Annotated in this window: 16 protein-coding genes; 11 read left to right on the forward strand and 5 right to left on the reverse strand. The window is 65.4% G+C overall.

Translation table 11 applies throughout. The features are described from left to right. Positions 1-26: 26 nt before the first annotated feature. From AADZ90_RS13345 to AADZ90_RS13390, 10 genes are all read left to right on the forward strand, one after another. Positions 27-3,446: an indolepyruvate ferredoxin oxidoreductase family protein gene (locus tag AADZ90_RS13345; protein WP_367310505.1), complete on the forward strand. Its 3,420-nt coding sequence runs from the start codon at positions 27-29 to the stop codon at positions 3,444-3,446. Between the two features lie 65 nt (positions 3,447-3,511). Then, on the forward strand, positions 3,512-4,417 hold the full coding sequence (locus AADZ90_RS13350) for a lysophospholipid acyltransferase family protein (protein WP_367310506.1): 906 nt from the start codon (positions 3,512-3,514) through the stop codon (positions 4,415-4,417). After that, positions 4,395-5,204: a glutamate racemase gene (locus AADZ90_RS13355; protein WP_367310507.1), complete on the forward strand. Its 810-nt coding sequence runs from the start codon at positions 4,395-4,397 to the stop codon at positions 5,202-5,204. Before AADZ90_RS13350 ends, AADZ90_RS13355 begins: the two co-directional genes overlap by 23 nt. A 74-nt stretch (positions 5,205-5,278) precedes the next feature. Continuing rightward, the gene (gene argC / locus AADZ90_RS13360; RefSeq protein ID WP_367310508.1) at positions 5,279-6,307 is read left to right on the forward strand and encodes an N-acetyl-gamma-glutamyl-phosphate reductase; all 1,029 of its coding nucleotides are present in this window, start codon (positions 5,279-5,281) and stop codon (positions 6,305-6,307) included. Further along, positions 6,304-6,762: a cytochrome c maturation protein CcmE gene (gene ccmE / locus AADZ90_RS13365; protein WP_367310509.1), complete on the forward strand. Its 459-nt coding sequence runs from the start codon at positions 6,304-6,306 to the stop codon at positions 6,760-6,762. The genes argC and ccmE overlap by 4 nt, the downstream gene beginning before the upstream one ends. Positions 6,763-6,911: 149 nt before the next feature. Next, entirely contained in the window at positions 6,912-7,523 is a 612-nt protein-coding gene (locus AADZ90_RS13370) for a holin-associated N-acetylmuramidase (protein ID WP_367310510.1), read from the forward strand. Next, on the forward strand, positions 7,514-8,086 hold the full coding sequence (locus AADZ90_RS13375) for a holin family protein (protein WP_367310511.1): 573 nt from the start codon (positions 7,514-7,516) through the stop codon (positions 8,084-8,086). Before AADZ90_RS13370 ends, AADZ90_RS13375 begins: the two co-directional genes overlap by 10 nt. A 52-nt stretch (positions 8,087-8,138) precedes the next feature. Further along, the gene (locus AADZ90_RS13380) at positions 8,139-10,106 is read left to right on the forward strand and encodes a heme lyase CcmF/NrfE family subunit (protein WP_367310512.1); all 1,968 of its coding nucleotides are present in this window, start codon (positions 8,139-8,141) and stop codon (positions 10,104-10,106) included. Beyond that, entirely contained in the window at positions 10,103-10,543 is a 441-nt protein-coding gene (locus AADZ90_RS13385) for a cytochrome c-type biogenesis protein (RefSeq protein ID WP_367310513.1), read from the forward strand. Before AADZ90_RS13380 ends, AADZ90_RS13385 begins: the two co-directional genes overlap by 4 nt. Before the next feature lie 69 nt (positions 10,544-10,612). Then, positions 10,613-11,389: an enoyl-CoA hydratase-related protein gene (locus AADZ90_RS13390; RefSeq protein WP_367310514.1), complete on the forward strand. Its 777-nt coding sequence runs from the start codon at positions 10,613-10,615 to the stop codon at positions 11,387-11,389. A 3-nt stretch (positions 11,390-11,392) separates the two neighbouring features. On the opposite strand, the gene AADZ90_RS13395 is transcribed toward AADZ90_RS13390, so the two are convergent. The 4 genes from AADZ90_RS13395 to gltX form a co-directional block, all read right to left on the reverse strand. Next, positions 11,393-11,692: a hypothetical protein gene (locus tag AADZ90_RS13395; RefSeq protein WP_367310515.1), complete on the reverse strand. Its 300-nt coding sequence runs from the start codon at positions 11,690-11,692 to the stop codon at positions 11,393-11,395. A 98-nt stretch (positions 11,693-11,790) separates the two neighbouring features. Then, positions 11,791-12,243 (reverse strand): DUF6647 family protein, encoded by a 453-nt coding sequence (locus tag AADZ90_RS13400; RefSeq protein ID WP_367310516.1) that lies wholly within the window; start codon positions 12,241-12,243, stop codon positions 11,791-11,793. 114 nt (positions 12,244-12,357) lie between these two features. Beyond that, positions 12,358-13,647: a citrate synthase gene (gene gltA / locus AADZ90_RS13405; protein WP_367310517.1), complete on the reverse strand. Its 1,290-nt coding sequence runs from the start codon at positions 13,645-13,647 to the stop codon at positions 12,358-12,360. Positions 13,648-13,728: 81 nt separating this feature from the next. Next, complete coding sequence (gltX, locus tag AADZ90_RS13410) at positions 13,729-15,129, reverse strand: glutamate--tRNA ligase (RefSeq protein WP_367310518.1); 1,401 nt, start codon at positions 15,127-15,129, stop codon at positions 13,729-13,731. Positions 15,130-15,204: 75 nt separating this feature from the next. Here gltX and AADZ90_RS13415 point away from each other — a divergent pair, with 75 nt between their 5' ends. Beyond that, complete coding sequence (locus AADZ90_RS13415; protein ID WP_367310519.1) at positions 15,205-17,289, forward strand: ComEC/Rec2 family competence protein; 2,085 nt, start codon at positions 15,205-15,207, stop codon at positions 17,287-17,289. Here the strand turns inward: AADZ90_RS13415 and lexA are convergent. Then, the gene (gene lexA, locus AADZ90_RS13420; RefSeq protein WP_367310520.1) at positions 17,273-17,977 is read right to left on the reverse strand and encodes a transcriptional repressor LexA; all 705 of its coding nucleotides are present in this window, start codon (positions 17,975-17,977) and stop codon (positions 17,273-17,275) included. The genes AADZ90_RS13415 and lexA overlap by 17 nt on opposite strands. Positions 17,978-17,993 lie beyond the last annotated feature (16 nt).

A 17,993-nucleotide genomic window follows, 5' to 3' on the forward strand; every position in this document is an offset into this window, starting at 1 on the left:
TGGAGCGAAAATCGGGAGGTGTTGCCATGGCGCGTCATGACGTTTCGTTGAGTGACCGGTTCGATCTGGAGAAATCGCCGGTTCTGTTGAACGGGACGCAGGCGCTTGTCCGGCTGATGCTGATGCAGGCAGCGCGGGACAAGGCGGCGGGGCTGAACACGGCCGGATATGTCACCGGGTATCGCGGATCGCCGCTGGGGGCGGTCGATCTGCAGATGCAGCGGGCGCACAAGCACCTTTCCGCCACGAATGTCACCTTCCAGCCGGGGCTGAACGAGGATCTGGCCGCGACGGCCATGTGGGGCACCCAGCAGGCGGAGCTGCGTGGCGAGGGCAAGTATGACGGGGTCTTCGGGCTTTGGTACGGGAAGGGCCCCGGGGTCGACCGGTCGGGCGATGTGATGCGGCACGCCAACATGGCGGGGACGTCCAGGCATGGCGGCGTGCTGATGGCGATGGGGGACGACCATACGGGCGAGTCGTCGACGACCTGTCACCAGTCGGACTGGGCGTTGGTCGATGCCTATATGCCGGTCGTTTCGCCTGCGGGGGTGCAGGAGATCCTGGATTACGGGCTTTATGGCTGGGCGCTGAGCCGGTTCGCGGGCGTCTGGGTGGGGCTGAAGACAATGAAGGACACGGTCGAGGTGACGTCGGTCGTGGACGGACGGCCCGACCGGATGTCGTTCGTTCTGCCGGAGTTCGAGATGCCCGACGGCGGGCTGAACATTCGGCTGGTCGATCACTGGGTGCCGCAGGAAGCGCGGATGATCGATTTCAAGCGCCATGCGGCGGAAGCGTTTTCGCGCGCCAACGGCATGGACAAGCGGATGTGGGGCAAGCCGGGGGCGAAGATCGGCCTGGTGGCCGCCGGCAAGAACTGGCTGGACCTGGTCCATGCGCTGGCGCTTCTCGGGATCGACGAGGCGGAGGCGGAGCGGCTGGGCATCACGACCTATAAGGTCGGCCAGACCTTCCCGCTGGATATGGACGGATTTCATGAGTGGGCCGAGGGGCTGAGCCTGATCGTCGTGGTCGAAGAGAAGCGCAAGCTGATCGAGGTACAGGTCAAGGAGGCGATCTTTGACGACCGGCGCGGGCGGCGCGTCTATGGCTGGCACAAGGGCGACAATTACGAGAACGGGCGGCGGCTGGAGCTGTTTCCGACGCGGTACGCTCTGGATCCGGTGATGATCGCCGAGAAGCTGGGCGGCGTGCTGATCGAGGAAGGCCGCCGGACCGACCGGATCGAGGCGGGGCTGGCGAAGATTGCGGAGGCGAAGCGGGCGGACAATTCGGAAGAGCTGGCGGTGCGGACGCCCTATTTCTGTTCGGGCTGCCCGCACAATACCTCGACCAAGCTGCCGGAGGGAAGCCGGGCCTACGCGGGGATCGGGTGTCACATCATGGCGATGTGGATGGACCGCGAGACGCTGGGCTACACGCATATGGGGGGCGAGGGCGCGAACTGGATCGGCGAAGCGCCGTTTTCGAACACCAACCACGTATTTCAGAACCTGGGCGATGGGACCTATAACCATTCTGGCCTGATGGCGATCCGCGCGGCGATCGCGGCGGGGACGAACATCACCTACAAAATCCTCTACAACGATGCGGTCGCGATGACCGGCGGGCAGAAGAACGAAGGCGATCTGAGTGCCGATCAGATTTGCCGGGAGCTGCAGGCGATCGGGGTCAAGGAGATCGCGCTGGTTCACGATCCGAAGGAGGAGGTCGATTTCTCGGTCTTTCCGAAGGGGCTGGATATTCACGAGCGGGACGATCTGCCGAAAGTGATGGAGCGGATCCGCGAGGTGCCCGGCGTATCGGCGATCGTCTATATCCAGACCTGCGCGGCCGAGAAGCGGCGGCGGCGGAAGCGGGGTGAGTTCCCGGATCCCGACCGGCGGATCTTCATCAACACCGATGTCTGCGAGGGGTGCGGCGATTGCGGGGTGCAGTCGAACTGCGTGAGCCTCGTGCCGGTCGAAACCGAGCTTGGGCGCAAGCGGGCGGTCGATCAGTCTTCGTGCAACAAGGATTATTCCTGCGTGAAAGGGTTCTGCCCGTCCTTCGTCAGCGTCTCGGGCGGCAAGATCCGCAAGCAGGCGACGGCGGAGGTGGAGATCGGGGAGTTGCCGGAGGCGGCGCTGCCAGCGATCGACGGGACGCATAACGTGGTGATTACGGGTGTCGGCGGCACGGGGGTCGTGACGATCGGGGCTGTGATGGCGATGGCGGCGCATCTGGACGGGAAGGGCGCCGGGATGATGGAGATGGCGGGCCTCGCCCAGAAAGGTGGGGCGGTGCATATCCATTGTCGGATTGCCGAGCGGCCCGAGGATATCAGCGCGATCCGGGTGGCGACGGGGGAGTGCGATACGCTGATCGGGGGCGATCTGGTGGTGAGCGCGGGGGCGAAGACGTTGGGGCTGACCTCGGCGGGGCGGACGCGGGCGGTGGTGAACAGCCATGAGATCATCACCGGCGATTTCACGCGGAACCCGGAGTTCCGGCTGCCGACGGAGCGGCTGTCGCTGAGCCTGGAGCGTCGGCTGCAGGAGCGGTTGTCGATGTTCGATGCCTCGGCGCTGGCGAAGGCGCTGATGGGGGATTCGATTTTTTCGAACATGATGATCTTTGGGGCGGCCTGGCAGGCCGGTGGGGTGCCGATTGCCTTGGACGCCGTTCGGACGGCGATCGAGCTGAACGGGGCCGCCGTGGAGCGGAATCTGCGGGCCTTCGACCTGGGCCGGTGGGCGTTCCTGAACCCCGAGGAGGTCGCGCGGGTGATCGAGCCGACGGTGGTCGAGCTGCCGAAGAGCCTAGAGGAGAAGATCGCGTTCCGGGAGCGGCATCTGACGGAATATCAGGGGGCGCGGCTGGCCAAGCGGTATCGGAAAGCGGTCGAGCGGTTCGCGGATCCGGCGCTGAAGGAGGCCGTGGCGCAGGGCTATCACAAGCTGCTCGCCTATAAGGACGAGTTCGAGGTGGCGCGGTTGTTGATGACGACGCGCCAGAAGGCGGAGGCCGAGTTCGAGGGGGATCTGAAACTGACCTATCACCTCGCCCCGCCGATGCTGCCGGGGAAAGATGCTCAGGGGCGGCCCAAGAAGCGTGGGTTTGGGGCGTGGATCGAGCGGGCCTATCCGCTGCTGGCGCGGATGAAGGTGCTGCGCGGCACGCCGTTCAACCCGTTCGGCTACACCGAAGAGCGGAAGATGGAGCGGGCGCTGATCAAGCAATATGAGGGGGATCTGGATGTGATCGCCTCGGCGCCCGAAACCGGTCGCGAGGCGGCGGTCGCGCTGGCAGCGCTGCCGCTTGAGATCCGGGGCTTCGGGCCGGTGAAGGCGGCGAACGAAGCAAAGGCGGCGAAGCGGCGGGAAGAGCTTCTGGCGACGATCCGGGCGGGTGATGCACCTCTGCGTGAGGCGGCCGAGTAGGTTTCTTGATCGGGGCCCGTCAGGGGCCTAACTTGCGCGCCATGGGTTTGGGCAGGAAATCCGAGATGGCTTTGGTCCGCGCCAACGGGAAGGTGGCGCGTGACATCAGCTATTCGCACTCGGCCGAGACGCGGGGCGGGCGGACGATGATCCGCCTGATGGAGAATGCCACCGGGCGCCTGCGGCTGATCAAGAAGGCGCAGGGGTATGAAGACGACGTGGCTCGGGGCCTCGACTTCTGGCAGGTGATGACGGCGCGTTACGGAATGACGCTGGACGTCATCGGAGGCGCGCTGGAGAACATCCCGGCCGAGGGGCCGCTGATCGTGGTGGCCAATCACCCCTACGGCATCCTCGACGGGCTGATGATGGGGCATATCCTGAGCGTGACGCGCGGGGATTTCCGGGTGCTGGCCCATCAGGTGTTCCGCAAGAGCCCGGATCTGGAGCGGGTGATCCTGCCGATCTCTTTCGATGAGACGAAGGAGGCGGTGCGGCTGAATATGGAGACGCGGGCGGAATCGCTGCGTTATCTGAAGGACGGCGGCGCGATCGGGGTGTTCCCGGGCGGCACCGTTTCCACCGCGCCGAAGCCGTTTGGCAAGGCGCTTGACCCCAAATGGCGGTCGTTCACGGCGAAGATGGTGTCGCGGACCGATGCGACGGTTATCCCGATCTTTTTCGAGGGGGCCAATTCGCGGCTGTTCCAGCTGGCGAGCCATCTGCATTACACGCTGCGGATGAGCCTTCTGATCCGGGAGTTCCGGGCGCGGGTGAATACGCCGGTGCGAGTGGTGGTCGGTACGCCGATTCCGCAGGCCGAGATTGCGGCGCGGAAAAGCGACCCGAAAGAGTTGATGGATTTCCTGCGCCAGACGACATATGCGCTTTCTCCAAAGCCGGTCCGGGCCGACAGGCTCGGGTTTGAGTTCGAGGAGAAGCATAAGAATGGCGGTCGGCGTCTTCGATAGCGGTCTGGGTGGATTGACGGTTCTTTCGGCGGCGCAGAAGCGGCTGCCGGACGTGGATTTCGTTTACTATGCGGATAGCGAGAACGCGCCTTACGGGGTGCGGACGGCGGACGACGTGCATGCGCTGACCAAGCACGCGGTGGAGGATCTGTGGGGCCGGGGGGCGGATCTGGTCGTGCTGGCGTGCAACACGGCCTCTGCCGCGGCGCTTCGCCGGATGCAGGAGGCGGGCGTGCCCGAGGGCAAGCGGGTGCTTGGCGTTTTCGTGCCGCTGATCGAGGCGCTGACGGAGCGGCAATGGGGCGACAACTCTCCCCCGCGCGAAGTGGCGGTGAAGCATGTGGCGCTGTTCGCGACGCCGGCGACGGTGTCGTCGCGCGCGTTCCAGCGGGAACTGGCCTTCCGGGCGATCGGGGTCGATGTGGAGGCGCAGGCCTGCGGCGGGGTCGTCGACGCGATCGAGGAGGGGGATCTGATCCTCGCCGAGGCACTGGTGCGGTCCCATGTCGATGCGCTGAAGCGGAAGATGCCGGAGCCGGATGCGGCGGTGCTGGGCTGCACCCATTATCCGCTGATGGCGGAGGTGTTTCAGGATGCACTGGGGCCGGATGTGACGGTGTTCAGCCAGGCGGATCTGGTGGCCGCGTCGCTTGCCGATTATCTGGAGCGGCATCCGGAGATGTCGCGCGATGGCGGGTCGGTCTTTCTGACGACGGGCGATCCCAAGCGCGTGTCCGACCGTGCGACACAATTCCTCCGACGACGGATCGAATTCGAAGCTGCGTGATCTTACTTTGATATTCGATTGCGGCCCCTAGGGCCGGGCCGTGTGCCTGCGGGCAGCGGCGAGAGGAGACCGAGATGACTTATAGAGCCGCCGTTCTGGGCGCGTCGGGCTATACCGGGGCCGAACTGGTCCGGCTGATCGCGACCCATCCCGAGATCGAGATCGCGGGGCTGTCGGCCGACCGCAAGGCGGGGATGGCGATGGGGCAGGTGTTTCCGCATTTGCGGCATCTGGATCTGCCGGATCTGGTCAAGATCGAGGATCTGTCGTTTGAGGGCGTGGATCTGGTGTTCTGTGCTTTGCCGCATGCGACGTCTCAAGCGGTGATCGCGGAGTTGCCGGACGATGTGCGGGTCGTGGACCTGTCGGCGGACTTCCGGCTTCGCGATCCGGAGGCGTATGAGCGGTGGTACGGCAAGCCGCACTCGGCGCCGGAGCTGCAGAAGGAGGCGGTTTACGGGCTGACGGAGTTCTATCGCGACGAGATCAAAGGGGCCCGGCTGGTCGCCGGGACAGGGTGCAATGCGGCAACGGGGCAGTATGCCCTCGTGCCGCTGATCCGGGAGGCGGTGATCGGGCTGGACGACATAATCATCGACCTGAAGACGGGTGTTTCCGGCGCGGGGCGGTCGTTGAAGGAAGGCCTGCTTCATGCGGAGTTGTCGGAAGGGGCGCATGCCTATTCGGCGGGCGGGACGCACCGGCATCTGGGAGAGTTCGATCAGGAGTTCTCGCGGATTGCCGGGCGCGAGGTGCGGGTGCAGTTCACGCCGCATCTGATCCCGGCGAACCGGGGGATCCTCGGCACGATTTATGTGAGCGGCGATGCGGCGGCCGTGCATGGGGCGCTGAGTGCGGCCTATGCAGGGGAAGAGTTCGTCGTTGTGCTGCCGTTCGGAGAGCTTCCGTCGACGCGTCATGTGCGGGGATCGAACTATTGCCATCTCGGGGTTGTAGACGACCGCATACCGGGACGGGCTACGGTTGTGGTGGCTCTGGATAACTTGACAAAAGGATCGTCAGGTCAAGCCTTACAGAATGCGAATGTCATGCTGGGTTGCGAAGAGGGGACGGGGCTGAGACTTGCCCCGGTATTTCCATGAGAGGACTGAAGAAACAGCGGCGGATCCAGATCATCGTGCTGGCGGTGGTGGCCTTGGCCCTGTCGACGGCGCTGATCGGATACGCGATGCGGGACGGGATCAACTTCTTCCGCTCGCCGAGCGAGGTGGTGGCCGAACCGCCCGGGCCGACGGAAGTTTTCCGCATCGGCGGGCTGGTCGAGGAAGGGTCGGTGTTGCGCGGGCAAGGCACCGCGGTGAGCTTTCGGGTGACCGATGGCGGCGCGTCGGTGCCGGTACGGTTCGACGGGATTCTGCCGGACCTCTTCGAAGAGGGGCAAGGCATGGTCGGGCAGGGGCGCTATGTGGATGGAACCTTCGAAGCCATTGAAATCCTTGCCAGACATGACGAAACCTACATGCCGAAAGAGGTCGTCGACGCCCTGAAAGAGCAGGGGGTGTATCAGGAGCCGGAGGAGAGCTCAGCGGGCTATTAGGGTTACCGCACGTTAAGGTTGACTGTCCGATCGGTAGGGGCGGATTTCGGTAGGATTTGGCGCCGACGGCAGCATGGGCCGTGCGGTGGGGTAAGGGGAGTTTAGGCACTGCCCGTCAGGGATTTCCGCCAGACGGAGCGGAGGTCCCCATGCAGTCAGTCAGACAGATCGCGGAAGAGATCGTCGCGCGGGAGGGCGGGTTCGTGAACGATCCCGCCGATCCGGGCGGCGCGACGAAATACGGTGTGACGATCCACACGATGCGGCGGCTGGGGCTCGACCTCGACCGGGATGGCGATGTCGACGTGGCCGATGTGCGGCGTCTGAGCCGGAAAAAGGCTGTGGATATCTTCGTGGAACATTACTACGTCCGCCCGCGGATCAAGGAGTTGCCAGAGGCTCTTCAGGCGAGCGTGTTTGACATGTACGTCAATGCCGGGGCTAACGCGGTGAAGATCTTGCAGCGGCTTTTCAAGGACATGCGGATCGAAGTTGCGGTCGATGGCGTGATCGGGCCGCAGACGCTGTCTGCCGCACGGCAGGCGATCGCGGCCGCGCCAGATCATCTGGTCGATGCCTACGGGATCGCGCGGCGGAACTATTATTACCGGCTGGCGGATGGCCGGCCGGCGAGCCGGAAATACGCGCGCCGCCGGGATGGCGGGAAGGGCGGCTGGATCAAGCGGGCAGAGGAGTTCATCTCGCCCCGGTACCACCTGACCGAGGCCGAGCATCGGGCACGGGTGTCGGCATGGGGCTGATCGGGCGGGTGATGACGCTGATCTTCGGCGGCGGTCGGAACGTCGTGAAGGAGACGGCGGAGGTGTTCCGCGAGAATGCGGAAGCCGCGGGCGTGCGGCAGGCGGCGCTGAAGGGGCAGGCGCTGGAACAGTACGCGGCGGAGTTCGGGGCACAGCGCGGATGGTTCGATGTCGCGATGGACGGGCTAAACCGGCTGCCACGGCCGTTGCTGGCCTTCGGAACACTGGGGCTTTTCGTCGCGGCGATGGTCGATCCGGTCTGGTTCGCGTCGCGGATGCAGGGGATCGCCTTGGTGCCCGACCCGCTCTGGTGGCTGATGGGGGCGATTGTGAGCTTCTATTTCGGGGCGCGCCATCAGATCAAAAGCCAGGAGTTTCAGCGTTCCGTTGCGGCGACGATGGCGCAGGTGCCGCAGGTCGTGGCGAATGCGGAGGCGCTGGAGGCGATGCGGCCCAAGGTCGTGGGGCGCGCGGCGACGGAGAAGGCGGCGGGGCTGACGCTCTCGTCCGTCGCGGCGGCGGAGAACCCGGCCCTGCGCGATTGGCAGGCGGCTCGCCCGTGACCTGACGCCACATGTCATTGGCGGCCCGGGCGACCGTGGTTATAAGACTTCCATGGTCGCCGAATTTGGTCATTTCGCCCTGATCCTCGCTTTCGCGATTGCGCTGGTGCAGTCGGTCGTGCCGCTGATCGGCGCCCATAAGGGCTGGCGCGGCTGGATGGCGATGGCAGAGCCTGCGGCGACGCTGCAATTCGGGCTTGTCGCGCTGTCGTTCGCGGCGCTGACCTATGCCTTTGTCGTCTCGGATTTCTCGCTGCGGCTGGTCTGGCTGAATTCGCATACCGACAAGCCGATGCTTTACAAGGTGACCGGAGTCTGGGGGAACCATGAGGGGTCGATGCTTCTCTGGATCCTGATCCTGACGCTGTTCGGCGCTTGTGCGGCCTGGTTCGGTGGCGGCTTGCCGGAGCGGCTGCGGGCGCGGGTGCTGGCGGTTCAATCGGCGCTGACGGCTGCCTTCATGGCCTTCATCATCTTCACCTCGAACCCGTTCTGGCGGGAGGAATTCCCGCCGCTGAACGGGCAGGATCTGAATCCCCTCCTGCAGGATCCGGGTTTGGCGTTCCATCCGCCGTTCCTCTATCTCGGCTATGTCGGGCTTTCGATGACGTTCTCCTTCGCGGTCGCGGCCTTGATCGAAGGGCGCGTTGACGCGGCCTGGGGGCGCTGGGTGCGGCCCTGGACGCTGGCGGCCTGGCTGTTCCTGACTGTCGGGATCGCGCTGGGATCATGGTGGGCCTATTACGAGTTGGGCTGGGGCGGGTTCTGGTTCTGGGATCCGGTCGAGAATGCCTCGTTCATGCCGTGGCTGATCGCGGCAGCGCTGCTGCACTCCGCCATCGTGGTGGAGAAGCGGGAGGCGTTGAAATCCTGGACGATTCTGCTGGCGATCCTGGCCTTCGGGTTCTCGCTGATCGGGACGTTCATCGTGCGATCGGGTCTTCTGACCTCGGTCCATGCCTTTGCCAACGATCCGTTCACGGGGACGTTCATTCTGATCATCCTCACGGTTTTCATGGGCGGGGCGCTGACGCTGTTTGCCATGCGGGCTGACCGGATGGAGGCCAAGGGCGTCTTCGGCGCGGTCAGCCGCGAGAGCGCGCTGGTGATGAATAACATCCTGCTGGCGGTCAGCACATTCGTCGTCTTCGTGGGGACGATGTGGCCGCTCGTCTCCGAACTGGTCTTCGACCGCCCGCTGTCGGTGGGCCCGCCGTTTTTTGAGGTCGCCTTTACGCCCTTCATGGTGGCGCTGGCATTGCTGCTGCCCCTGGGGTCTATCCTTGCGTGGAAGCGCGGGCGGCTGGGCAAGGACAAGCGGGCGCTGACGACGATCGCCATCGCGTCGATCGCCGCGGGCGGGCTGATTTGGGCGCTGCAGACCGAGAAGACGGCGCTGGGCCCGGTCGGCGTGGCGCTGGCCCTCTGGGTCGTCGGCGGCGCGGGCTATGACCTGTGGAAGCGGACGGGTCGCAGCGGATGGAGCCGCCTTGGCCGCTTGCCGCGGGCCGATTGGGGCAAGGCGGTGGCCCATGCGGGGTTCGGGGTTACGATCCTGGGCGTGTCGGCGCTGATGGCGTGGGAGGTCGAGAATATCAGCGTGGCCGAGGTGGGCGTTCCTTATGAGGTCGGCGCCTATACGGTGACGCTGATGGAGGTGCGTGAGAACGTCCGGGGGCCGAACTTCATCGCGACCGAGGCGGACATTCGCATGGAGCGGGGCGACCAGACGGTTGCGCTGTTGACGCCGGAGAAGCGGATTTATCCGGTGGCCGGGATGCCGACGACGGAGGCCGCGATCGCCAACGGGGTTTTGCGGGACCTCTACGTCGTGATCGGCGACCCGCAGGATGGCGGGGGCTGGGCCGTGCGGACCTATATCAAGCCTTTCGCCAACTGGATCTGGGCCGGATGCATCATCATGTCGTTGGGCGGGCTTCTGTCGCTGACCGACCGGCGACACCGGGTGGCTGCGGGGGCCGCGAAGATGCGGGCCACGGGCGCGGTGCCGGCGGAATGAGGTGGCTTGCCGTCCTCCTGATGCTCTGGGCCGTGCCTGCGCTGGCCGTGGAGCCGGGAGAGATGCTGGACGATCCGGTGCTCGAGGAGCGGGCGCGCGAGATCTCCAAGGGGCTGCGCTGCCCGGTCTGCCAGAATGAGAGCATCGATGAGAGCAATGCGGAGCTCGCCTCGGACTTGCGGGTGCTGGTGCGCGAGCGCCTGGTGGCCGGGGACAGCGATGAGGAGGCCGTGAATTTCATCGTGGCCCGGTATGGCGAGTTCGTCCTGCTGCGTCCGGGGGTGAGCGGCACCGCCCTGATCCTTTGGATCGCGGGGCCGGTGATGCTGCTTCTCGCGCTGTTCGTGGGATGGCGCGCCGTGCGGCGGCGCGCGCCGGAGGACGACACGCTGAGCGCCGAGGAAGAGGCGCGGCTGCGCGAGCTTCTGAAAGAGTGACGCGCCGTTTCGGCTGGTCCTTTGGCGCCGGGTGACTATCGTGGCGCCGACTTAGGACCGGAGGCGGCGATGGACTATCAGGCAATTGCGCTGGATGTGCGGGACGACGTGGCGGTGGTCACGCTTGATCGGCCTGACGTGATGAATGCGCTGAATGCGCAGATGCGGGCCGAGATCACCCATGCGGTGCAGGATGTGCAGGACAAGGCGCGGGTCATCGTGATGACGGGCGCGGGCGATGCGTTCTGTTCCGGCCAGGATCTGGGGGATGCCGGAACGGCGGCGAATCTGGATATGGAGCGGACGCTACGGGACGAATACGTGCCGATGCTGAAGGCGATCTTCGAGTCCTCAATTCCGACGATTTCCGCGGTGAACGGCGCGGCAGCGGGGGCGGGGGCCAATCTTGCCTTGGCGGCTGATGTGGTGATCGCGGCCGAGCGGGCGGTGTTCATCCAGGCCTTCACGCGGATCGGGCTGATCCCGGATGCGGGCGGGACCTATTGGTTGCCGCGGCAGATCGGGTTCGCCAAAGCCATGGGTGCAGCGCTGTTCGCAGAGCGTGTGACGGCGCAGCAGGCCTCGGACTGGGGGATGATCTGGGAAGCGGTTGCCGACGATGCGTTCGAGGGTCACTGGAAGTCGCGGGCGGCCCATCTGGCGGCGGGGCCGACAGAGGCCTACCGGCATGTGAAGACAGCGATCCGGGGATCGTTCGAGAACGATCTGGACGGGCAGCTGGCGCTGGAGGCCAAGCTGCAGGGCAAGTGCGGCAAAACGCGGGACTTCAAGGAAGGCGTGATGTCGTTCCTTGAGAAACGCCCGGCGCGGTACGAAGGGCGCTGAATTTCAGAAGGCCAGATCGATTTCGGCGCCATCGGTGGCGGCCAGATTGTGCGGATCGCTGTCGAGCGATGGGTCGTAAGCGACATGTCCATCGACGAGGGGTGCGTGGTTTTCGAAGGGCAGGGCGCCTGTGGCGAGGAGGACGTTGAATCCGTCCTCCGGCAGATCCACTGCATCCGGCGGCGCCGCCCCGCCATCAAAGCTGGCTGAAGGCGGAATCAGTCCGAGTGCTTCGCGGGCGAAATCGGCAAAGAAGTCGTCGCTTGTGTCGGTCCTATCGGATCCTCGTGCATCCTTCAGCATGGCCAAACCCCTTCTGCGGTCACGTCCGGCGACGGCTCTCCCAACTTGCGGGCGAGGCGCCGGGACAGTCGTCGTACGATGATGGGCTTAAGAAACGCTTAATAGTCGAAGGAGCGCGCCTGCGAGCAGGTTCCGACCTTGCGGCCGATGCGGGTGATCGCATTTGCGGCCCGGTTATCGCCGCTTTCGCGCAGGAAGCGGGCCTGAGCACGGTAGGCTTCGCCCTCCATCTCGGCCCGGCAGGCGACGAGGGCCGCCCGTCCCGCCCGGTTCTGGGCGGCGTGGACAAGTTCGTGCAGCAGGTAGCTTTGCCCGAGTGCAGTCGTCAGGTCGAGACGTTCGTCGAGGACGATGCGATCGGTTTGCGGGAAGTAGGCGCCCGCTTCGAATCGCTGGCCCTGCGACGCCCGAGACAGGTCGGTGATTGTGATGTCAGGGCAGGTACCGGAGGGGGGATAGGCGAAGTAGGACGCGATCCGCTCTTCCAGTTGCTGCGCGAGGGCGCAGTCGGAGGTGGCGGGTTGGGGCAACAGGCACACGAAAAACAACATACGCTTCATAAAACTGAAGCGTAAACGTCATGGATTCGTCACCAAAGCGTTACGTCGCGAAACGGGCGCGCCTCCGGCAGGAGACGCGCCCGATGATGCGAATTTGCGCCGGTATCAGCGGTTTTCGATGTCGACGTAGTCGCGCGCGGTTTCGCCCAAATACAGCTGGCGCGGGCGACCGATCTTGTTCTGCGGGTCGGCGATCATCTCTTTCCATTGGGAGATCCAGCCGACGGTGCGCGACAGCGCGAAGATCGGTGTGAACATCGAGGTGGGGAAGCCCATCGCGTCGAGGATGATGCCGGAATAGAAGTCCACGTTCGGGTAGAGCTTCTTTTCGGCGAAGTATTCGTCTTCGAGCGCAATCCGCTCGAGCTCCTTGGCGACCTGGAGCGTCGGATTGTTGTCGACACCGAGGAGGCTGAGAACTTCGTCTGCGCTTTCCTTCATGACCTTCGCGCGGGGGTCGAAGTTCTTGTAGACGCGGTGGCCGAAGCCCATCAGGCGGAACGGATCGTCCTTATCCTTGGCCCGTTCGATATATTCAGGGATGCGGTTGGGCGTCCCGATTTCGCGCAGCATCTCGAGGCACGCCTGGTTGGCGCCGCCATGGGCCGGCCCCCAGAGACAGGCGATCCCGGCGGCGATGCAGGCAAACGGATTGGCGCCCGAGGACGAGGCAAGGCGGACCGTCGAGGTCGAGGCGTTCTGTTCGTGATCGGCGTGGAGGGTGAAGATCCGGTCCATCGCGCGGGAGAGGATCGGGTCGGGATGGTAGTCTTCGGCCGGGACCGAGAAGCACATGCGCAGGAAGTTCGTCGCATAGTCGCAATCGTTGCGTGGATAAACGAAGGGCTGACCGATGGAATACTTGTAGGCCCAGGCGGCGATCGTCGGCATCTTGGCGATCAGGCGGATCGAGGCGACCTCGCGCTGCCAGGGGTCATGGATATCGGTGGAATCGTGGTAGAAGGCCGACATCGCACCGACGACACCCACCATGATCGCCATCGGATGGGCGTCACGGCGGAAGCCTGAGAAGAAGTTGCGCATCTGCTCGTGCAGCATCGTGTGCATGGTCACACGATTCTCGAAATCCTCGAGCACCTCGGCAGTTGGCAATTCGCCGTAGAGGAGGAGATAGCAGACTTCGAGGTAGTGGGATTTCCCGGCGAGCTGGTCGATCGGATAGCCGCGGTGCAGAAGCTCGCCCTTGTCCCCGTCAATGAAGGTGATGGTCGAGTCGCAGGAAGCGGTGGAGGTATAGCCCGGATCATAGGTGAAGACGCCGGCCTGGGCGTAGAGTTTGCGGATGTCGATGACGTCCGGCCCGGCGGTGGGTGAATGCATGGGCAGCTCATGGGTCTGCCCGTCGATGGTCAGCGTCGCGGTCTTATCTGTCATGTGTCCCCTCGTCCACGGCACGCCCGGAGGCGCAGTCACTCCGGTGTTCGCCACTTACGCTCGGGCGGGGCCGGGTCCCCGTCAGGCGGCAGCGTCCTCGATCCGCGCGATGGTTTCGTCGCGGCCGAGCACAAGCATCATGTCGAAAACACTGGGGGTTGCGGTCCGCCCGGCAAGTGCGGCTCTGAGTGGTGCCGCGAGCTTGCCGAATTTCAGACCATGTGCGGCAGCGACTTGGCCCGTGACCGCCTCCAGCGTGTCGCGGTTCCAGCTAGCATCTCGCAGATGCGGCGTCAAATCCGCGAGGATCGCCTTCGCGTCAAGATCGAGCGATTTGGCGGCCTTTTCTTCGATATCGAGAGGACGGCTGGCGAGGATAAAGCGCCCTTTTTCAAGGAGTTCAGGGAGGGTCTTCGCGCGTTCCTTAAGATGTGGCATGGCGTTGAGGAGGCCGTCGCGCTGAATCTCGGTCAGGGGGAGTTGGCCGGTCGCGTCGAGGAAGCCTTCGATTTCATGCAGCAGTGCAGCATCGCCGGACATCGCGATGTGCTGGCCGCAGATGTTTTCCAGCTTCTTGAAGTCAAACCGGGCGGGGGATTTGCCGATACCGCTGAGATCGAACCACTCGCGGGCCTGTGCATCGGTGAAGACCTCGTCGTCGCCGTGACTCCAGCCGAGGCGGGCGAGGTAGTTGCGCATTCCGGCTGCCGGGTAGCCCATGGCGCGGTATTCGGCGGCCCCGGTCGCACCGTGGCGCTTGGAGAGCTTCTTGCCGTCGGGGCCGAAGATCAGCGGGATGTGGGCGAGGACGGGTTTGGTCCACCCCATCGCCTCGTAGATCAGGTTCTGGCGGAAGGCGTTGGCGAGGTGGTCGTCGCCGCGGATGATGTGGGTGACGCCCATGTCGTGGTCATCGACGACCACGGCCAGCATGTAGACCGGGGTGCCGTCCGAGCGCAGGAGGACCATGTCGTCGAGCTGCCCGTTCTGCCAGGTGACGTCGCCCTGCACTTCGTCATGCAGCGTCGTGGCGCCGTCGCGGGGGGCCTTGATGCGGACGACGAAGGGAGCGGCGGGGTGGTCGCTTTCGGGAACGTCGCGCCAGGGGGAGCGGAAGAGGGTGGAGCGGCCGGCGGCGCGGGCCTCTTCCCGGAAGGCTTCAATTTCTTCGGGGGTTGAGAAGCATTTGTAGGCGGCGCTCTTTGCCAGCAGATCGTGGGCCACCTCGGCATGGCGGTCGGCGCGGTCGGCCTGGCTGATGGGGGCGCCGTCCCAGTCGAGGCCGAGCCAGGTGAGGCCGTCAAGGATCGCCTGGCGGGCCTCGTCGGTGGAGCGGGCCTTGTCCGTATCCTCGATCCGCAGGAGGAACTTGCCGCCGCGGCCGCGTGCGTAAAGCCAGTTGAAGAGCGCCGTGCGCGCGCTGCCGATGTGGAGCATGCCGGTCGGCGATGGGGCGAAGCGGGTGACGACGGTCTCTGGCATCGCGGGTCTTAACCTTTCCTTCACCATGGCGGGGCTACCGGTGGGGCCATATACGAGAGCGTCGCCGGAGGACAAGTGCCGAGCCTGACCGCGCCGCTCGATGCGCTGCAGGCGCAGCGAGGGCATCTTTTTCTGTGGGTCCCGGTGGCGTTCGGCACCGGGATCGGGGGCTATTTCGGAGCGGGGGTGGAGCCTGGGCTTGCCGCTTATGTGGGCGCGTCTGCGTTGGCGCTTCTTGCTGTTGGACTGACCTGGATTTGCGGAGAACGGTGGGCACCTGCGCTGGTGGCGGTGGCGGTTTTACTGGGCGGGTTCGTCTGGGCCGGGGCGCGGGCGCATCAGGTGGCGGAACCGGTACTGGGCTGGCGGTATTACGGGCCCATCGAGGGGCGGATCGTGATCATCGACCGGTCGCAGAGCGACAAGACGCGGCTGACGCTCGACGGGGTCGTGCTGTCCCGCGTCTCACCGGAGCGGACGCCCGCGCGAGTGCGGGTGTCGCTGCATGGGGAGCAGGGATTTATTACGCCGGAGCCGGGGCAGCGGGTTATGCTGACGGGGCACCTTTCACCGCCCTCGGGACCCGTGGAGCCGGGCGGCTTCGACTTCCAGCGCATGGCGTGGTTCGACCGGCTGGGGGCCGTGGGCTACACCCGGACGCCGGTGCTTGAGAGCGCCCCGGCGGTGGAGGGGCAGGCGGGGCTGGGTATCTACCGTTTGCGGCGGGCGATCTCGGACGGTGTGCAAGACCGGATCGAGGGACCAGCGGGCGGGGTCGCGGCGGCGATCATGACGGGGGACCGGTCGGGGATGGATCAGGCGACGCTGGAAGCTTTGCGGAGGTCGAACCTGGCCCATCTGCTCGCTATCTCGGGGCTGCATATGGGGCTGTTGACGGCGTTCATCTTCGGTCTTGTCCGCTATGGGCTGGCTCTGGTGCCGCAGGTGGCGCTGTCGTGGCCGACAAAGGAGATCGCGGCGGTCGCGGCCTTGGTGACAGGCGCGGGGTATCTGGCCCTCTCGGGTGGGAATGTCGCGACGGAACGGGCCTTCATCATGGTCGCGGTGATGTTCGCCGCGGTACTGGTCGGACGGCGGGCGGTCACTTTGAGGGCCGTCGCCATCGCGGCGATGATCGTGCTGGCGTTGCGGCCCGAGGCGCTGCTGGGTCCGGGGTTTCAGATGTCGTTCGCCGCGACGATCGCGCTTGTCGTTGTCTTTCGCGCGATCCGCGATGTTGAGCGGTCACATGTCCCCCGTTGGCTGCGCCCGGTTGGGGCAGTGGTGCTGTCATCGGCAGTTGCCGGGGCGGCGACAGCGCCGTTTTCCGCGCTGCATTTCAACCAGATCGCCCATTACGGGCTGATTGCGAACCTGCTGACAGTGCCCCTGATGGGCGTGCTTGTGATGCCCGCAGCGGTGCTGGCGGCGTGCCTTGCGCCGTTCGGGTTGGAGGGGGTTGGCTTGTGGCTGATGGAGATAGGGCTGCGTTGGATCCTTTTCGTCGCAGAGACCGTTTCGGGGCTGGACGGGGCCGTTGGGCAGGTGAAGACGCCGATGCCGGTCGTCCTGCCCATCCTGGCCTTGGGGTTGCTGACCATTGCGCTCTGGCAGGGGCGGGGGCGGTGGGTCGGCCTTGGTCCCGCCCTGATCGCGGCCTTTCTGTGGGCCGAGACCGAGCGGCCGGATCTTCTGGTATCAGAGAGTGGGGGCCTTATCGGAGTTGTGACGGAGAGGGGCCGGGCCCTGAGCCGGGTCCGCGGCGACGGGTTCGCGGCGCGAAGCTGGTTGGAGAACGACGGTGACGGGGCCGATCAAGAGGCGGCCCATGCCCGTGCGGGGTTCGTCGTCGAGGGAAAGCGGGTGGTCGCCGATCTGGGTGGGTGGCGGCTGATGCAGGTGTCCGGCAAAGTCGCAGCAGCCGGCGTGCAGGATTGCGCGGGTGCGATGATCCTTGTCTTCAACACCGAACTGCAGCGGCCCGATCCCTGCGAGACCTTCGGTCCGGCGCGGCTGCGCGAGACGGGGGCGCTTGCGATCTACAAGGACGGGCAGGCCGTCCGGATCGTGACGGCCCGCGAGCAGGCGGGCTGGCGGCCCTGGAACACGCCGGGCCTGCGTGGCCCGGAGCGCCTCGGATGGGTCAATAGCTTCGAATGAGGCCGACGAGGCGGCCCTGGACCTTCACCTGATCCTCGCGGAAAACGCGCGTCTCGTAGGCCGGGTTCGCGGCCTCGAGCGCGATGGCGTTTCCCTTGCGGCGGAAGCGTTTCAGCGTCGCCTCGTGATCCTCGACCAGCGCTACGACGATGTCGCCGTTATCAGCGGTCGAGGTTTCGCGGATGACGACGATGTCGCCATCGTTGATCCCCGCCTCGATCATCGAGTCGCCCTTTACCTCAAGCGCGTAGTGCTCTCCGCTGCCTGACACCATACCGCTGGGGACGGAAACGTTGTGGGAGACCTCGCTGATCGCTTCGATCGGGACACCGGCGGCAATGCGGCCCATCATGGGCAGGTCGATCGCGCCGCCGGTTTCGATCTGACGGGCATTGGCGGGCTTTTCCGGGCGGCTGCCTTCAATTACACGGGGGGTGAAGCCTGTGCGGGCGGGCTGCGGTGCGTTTACCATCGCATCGGGCAGCTTCACGATCTCAATCGCGCGGGCGCGGTGGGCGAGGCGACGGATGAAACCGCGCTCCTCCAGCGCGGTGATCAGTCGGTGGATCCCGGATTTCGATCTGAGATCAAGGGCATCCTTCATTTCGTCGAAGGACGGCGGCACCCCGTCGCGCTGCACCCGGCGGTGGATGAATTCCAGCAGGTCGAGCTGTTTCTTGGTGAGCATTTCGTCCCTCCGCCGC

Origin of the sequence: Aestuariibius violaceus, assembly GCF_040779325.2 — a bacterium.
Taxonomy (GTDB): Bacteria; Pseudomonadota; Alphaproteobacteria; order Rhodobacterales; family Rhodobacteraceae; genus Aestuariibius; species Aestuariibius violaceus.

What these genes read in the sequence shown, in the direction of transcription:
- AADZ90_RS13345 (WP_367310505.1), top strand. Translation starts at nt 27, where the DNA reads ATGGCGCGTCATGACGTTTCGTTGAGTGACCGGTTCGATCTGGAGAAA.
- AADZ90_RS13350 (WP_367310506.1), top strand. Translation starts at nt 3,512, where the DNA reads ATGGCTTTGGTCCGCGCCAACGGGAAGGTGGCGCGTGACATCAGCTAT.
- AADZ90_RS13355 (WP_367310507.1), top strand. Translation starts at nt 4,395, where the DNA reads ATGGCGGTCGGCGTCTTCGATAGCGGTCTGGGTGGATTGACGGTTCTT.
- argC (WP_367310508.1), top strand. Translation starts at nt 5,279, where the DNA reads ATGACTTATAGAGCCGCCGTTCTGGGCGCGTCGGGCTATACCGGGGCC.
- ccmE (WP_367310509.1), top strand. Translation starts at nt 6,304, where the DNA reads ATGAGAGGACTGAAGAAACAGCGGCGGATCCAGATCATCGTGCTGGCG.
- AADZ90_RS13370 (WP_367310510.1), top strand. Translation starts at nt 6,912, where the DNA reads ATGCAGTCAGTCAGACAGATCGCGGAAGAGATCGTCGCGCGGGAGGGC.
- AADZ90_RS13375 (WP_367310511.1), top strand. Translation starts at nt 7,514, where the DNA reads ATGGGGCTGATCGGGCGGGTGATGACGCTGATCTTCGGCGGCGGTCGG.
- AADZ90_RS13380 (WP_367310512.1), top strand. Translation starts at nt 8,139, where the DNA reads ATGGTCGCCGAATTTGGTCATTTCGCCCTGATCCTCGCTTTCGCGATT.
- AADZ90_RS13385 (WP_367310513.1), top strand. Translation starts at nt 10,103, where the DNA reads ATGAGGTGGCTTGCCGTCCTCCTGATGCTCTGGGCCGTGCCTGCGCTG.
- AADZ90_RS13390 (WP_367310514.1), top strand. Translation starts at nt 10,613, where the DNA reads ATGGACTATCAGGCAATTGCGCTGGATGTGCGGGACGACGTGGCGGTG.
- AADZ90_RS13395 (WP_367310515.1), bottom strand. Translation starts at nt 11,692, where the DNA reads ATGCTGAAGGATGCACGAGGATCCGATAGGACCGACACAAGCGACGAC.
- AADZ90_RS13400 (WP_367310516.1), bottom strand. Translation starts at nt 12,243, where the DNA reads ATGTTGTTTTTCGTGTGCCTGTTGCCCCAACCCGCCACCTCCGACTGC.
- gltA (WP_367310517.1), bottom strand. Translation starts at nt 13,647, where the DNA reads ATGACAGATAAGACCGCGACGCTGACCATCGACGGGCAGACCCATGAG.
- gltX (WP_367310518.1), bottom strand. Translation starts at nt 15,129, where the DNA reads ATGCCAGAGACCGTCGTCACCCGCTTCGCCCCATCGCCGACCGGCATG.
- lexA (WP_367310520.1), bottom strand. Translation starts at nt 17,977, where the DNA reads ATGCTCACCAAGAAACAGCTCGACCTGCTGGAATTCATCCACCGCCGG.